Here is a 3363-nt window from a genome sequence, read left to right as displayed (position 1 = left end):
AAGTCATTGACCCCGATGGGCTCGTCGCTCAGGTCGTCGGCGGGCTTGTCGACGGCCGGAGTGACGCCCAGCTTCTCCAGGATCAGCTTCTCGATCTCATTGGCGAGGTCGGGGTTGTCCTTGAGGAAGGTGCGCGAGTTTTCCTTGCCCTGGCCGAGCTGGTCGCCCTCGTAGGTGTACCAGGCGCCGGCCTTGCGGATGATGCCCGCCTCGACACCGACGTCGATCAGGCCACCCTCGCGGCTGATGCCCTTGCCATACATGATGTCGAACTCGGCCTGCTTGAACGGCGGGGCCACCTTGTTCTTCACGACCTTGACGCGGGTGCGGTTGCCGACCATGTCGGTGCCGTCCTTGAGCGTCTCGATGCGGCGCACGTCGAGGCGCACCGAGGAGTAGAACTTCAGCGCCTTGCCACCGGTGGTGGTCTCGGGCGAGCCGAACATGACGCCGATCTTCTCGCGCAACTGGTTGATGAAGATCATCGTGGTCTTGGAGTTGTTGAGCGCGCCGGTCATCTTGCGCAGCGCCTGGCTCATCAGCCGGGCCTGGAGGCCGACGTGGCTGTCGCCCATCTCGCCCTCGATCTCGGCGCGGGGCACGAGCGCGGCCACCGAGTCGATCACGATCAGCGACAGCGCACCGGAGCGGATCAGCATGTCGGCGATCTCGAGTGCCTGCTCACCGGAGTCGGGCTGGGAGACCAGCAGGGCGTCGGTGTCGACTCCGAGGGCCTTGGCGTAGTCGGGGTCGAGAGCGTGCTCGGCGTCGATGAAGGCCACGATGCCGCCCGCGCGCTGGGCGTTGGCCACCGCGTGCAGGGCGACCGTCGTCTTGCCGGACGACTCCGGACCGTAGATCTCCACGACGCGGCCGCGGGGCAGACCACCGAGACCGAGCGCAACGTCGAGCGCGATGGAGCCGGTGGGGATCACCTCCAGCGGAGCACGGATCTCGTCGCCCAGTCGCATGACCGAGCCCTTGCCGAACGACTTCTCGATGTTGGCGAGCGCTGCATCCAGCGCCTTCTCACGATCTCCACCAGCCATGTGCGTGTCCTTCTCTACGTGTCGGATGTCAGGTACGTCTGCGACGCTAGAGCGAGCCACCGACATCCCCTGATCAGGGAGGTCGACTCTGTGGAGAACCTCGCTCGTGCGTCGTACCTGTGGACACAATCTAACCCGAACGTCTGTTCGATGCGGGTGTTCGATTCCGGCGTGTCGCGGTCAGTCGCGCCGGTCGCTGCGCGTCGCGGCTCCGGCTGCGATCACGCCCGCGCCGAGCACCGCGGCGAAGGCCGCGAGCACGGGATAGCCGAACACCTGCACGATCACCCCGGCGAGCGCTCCCCCGCCGGCGGCGGTCAGCGACATCGCCATGTCGGACGTGCCCTGGACGTCGGTGCGCGCGGCCAGCGGCGTACGGTCCGCGATGATCGTCGAGGCGGCCACCGTCGCGAAGGACCAGCCGAGGCCGAGCAGGAACAGCCCCGCGAAGATCTGCCACGAGGACCCTTCGGGTGCCGAGCCGCACAGGGCCAGCGACACGAGCAGCGTGACCCCGCCAGCCATCAGCACCGGCGGCCGTCCCCACCGGTCGGCGGCGAGTCCGACCAGCGGCGAGAAGGCGAACATGCCCAGCACGTGCAGCGAGATCACGAGACCGATGATCTGCAGCGCCGCTCCCCCGTGCTCCATGTGCAGCGGAGTCATGATCATCACCGTCACCATCGCCGCGTGCGCACAGGCCATCGCGACGACGGCCGCACCCACGGCCGGCACGTCGCGCACCGTGGCGGTGAAGCGCGACCAGGACCGCGTCGCAGTGTCGCTCGTCGCGACCGGGGCAGCCGCCTGCGCCACGAGCAGCGGATCGGGCCGGAGGCGTACCCCGATCCAGCCGGCCGCCGCCGCGAGCGCCACCGACCCGATCGCGAACCCGCCGGTCAGCTCGGGAATCCCCACGGATCGGGCCAACGACGCCCCGACTCCGGTCAGGTTCGGCCCGGCGACGGCGCCGATGGTCGTCGCCCACACCACCACGGAGAGTGCCCGAGCCCGGGTCTGCTCGGGGGCGAGGTCGGTGGCGGCGTAGCGCGAGCCGCTGTTGGCCGCAGTGGTCGCGCCGAGGAGCACGGCGCCCGCCAGGAGCACCAGCATCGAGTCGACCACGCCCGCCACGACGGCGAGCAGCGCGCCGGCCGCGCCGAGCAGATAGCCGGTGACCAGGCCGATGCGCCGACCTCGGCGGCGCATCAGCCGCGCGAGCAGGACGGCCGCGGCGGCGGTGCCGAGCACCTGGAAGGTCTGCGCCAGCCCGGCCATGCTCTCGCTGCCGGAGATGTCGCGGGCGAGCAGGGAGGCGGTGGCGACGCCGATCGTGACACCCACGGCGCCGACGGCCTGCGAGACGACGAGCGTGCGGATCGTGCGCGTCTGGACGGCGGCGATGTCGACGACCGGCGCCTCGACGGTCATCGTTGCGTGTCCAGAAGCTCGAGTGCGCGCCACACGGCCGCCCAGACCTGCTTCGGCGCGACGCCGGCGTCGAGCGCCTCGACGGTGGTCCGGTTGCCCAGCTCGGAGAGCACGAACAGCTCGGCCCACGACCGCGACCGCGCCCGGCCGATCGCGTCGTCGAGCCGAGTCCAGAACTCGGTGTGCCTCATGCCCGCACCGCCGAGACCTCGAGCCACCACTCCTGGTTCTTCGTGCCCAGCTGACGCCCGATCTCGACGTCCTGCCAACCGGCACCGGTCACGACCTCGCGCAGCGCATCGGCTCGCCAGTAGGTGAAGTGGCGCGGGTTGCTGATCGAGCCGTGCGTCGACCAGCCCTCCCCGTCGCCCTCCTTGACCGCGAGCCTGAGCAGGGCGTCGCGTCGACACACTGCGGCCAGTCGGGCGAGCAACTTCGGCAGATCTGCCCTGGCCACGTGCAGCAACGAGGCGTTGGCCCACACGGCGGCGTACCCGCCGTCGGGCGAGGACAGGTCGTCGGTCAGCGGGTCGAGCACGTCGGCGTCGTGCCCCTGCTCGCGGAGCAACGCCGCGAAGCCGGGCGTGATGTCCGTACGCCGCACGCGCAACCCGAGCTCCTCCATCAGCGCCGCGTCGCGCCCGCCGCCGCTGCCGATCTCCAGCACCCGGGCGCCGGCGCCGAGGCGCTCGGCGAACGCCTCGATGTCGCGCCGGACCGAGTCGGGCAGGGTGGCGCCGTTCGACGCGTAGGCGGCCGCATCGAGGTCGTAGGCGCGGACCGTCTGCTCCGTGGCGCTCATGCGCTGACGTCGCGGACGTGGTGGACCACGTCGTGCAGGTGGTAGAGGCCGAGCGTCTCGACCGTGAACTCGCTGCCGTCG

The 3363-nt window shown here is 70.6% G+C and carries 4 protein-coding genes; all 4 read right to left on the bottom strand.

Annotated elements, in window-relative coordinates; all coding sequences use genetic code 11:
- The coding region (recA, locus tag RMO85_RS10590; protein WP_310528692.1) for a recombinase RecA at positions 1-1049 on the bottom strand (1049 nt) is incomplete at its 3' end.
- Positions 1050-1229: 180 nt separating this feature from the next.
- A complete protein-coding gene (locus RMO85_RS10585; RefSeq protein WP_310528691.1) occupies positions 1230-2480 on the bottom strand; it encodes an MFS transporter in 1251 nt (416 codons plus the stop codon).
- Positions 2477-2671, bottom strand: coding sequence for a DUF3046 domain-containing protein (locus tag RMO85_RS10580; protein WP_310528690.1), 195 nt, complete (start codon positions 2669-2671; stop codon positions 2477-2479). The genes RMO85_RS10585 and RMO85_RS10580 overlap by 4 nt, the downstream gene beginning before the upstream one ends.
- The gene (locus RMO85_RS10575; RefSeq protein WP_310528689.1) at positions 2668-3282 is read right to left on the bottom strand and encodes a class I SAM-dependent methyltransferase; all 615 of its coding nucleotides are present in this window, start codon (positions 3280-3282) and stop codon (positions 2668-2670) included. The genes RMO85_RS10580 and RMO85_RS10575 overlap by 4 nt, the downstream gene beginning before the upstream one ends.
- Positions 3283-3363: the final 81 nt, after the last annotated feature.

It is taken from the genome of Nocardioides sp., from assembly GCF_031422975.1.
Taxonomy (GTDB): domain Bacteria; phylum Actinomycetota; class Actinomycetes; order Propionibacteriales; family Nocardioidaceae; genus Nocardioides.
Note: the sequence above shows the minus strand (reverse complement) of the source record. Positions and strands in the feature narration are given on the sequence as shown.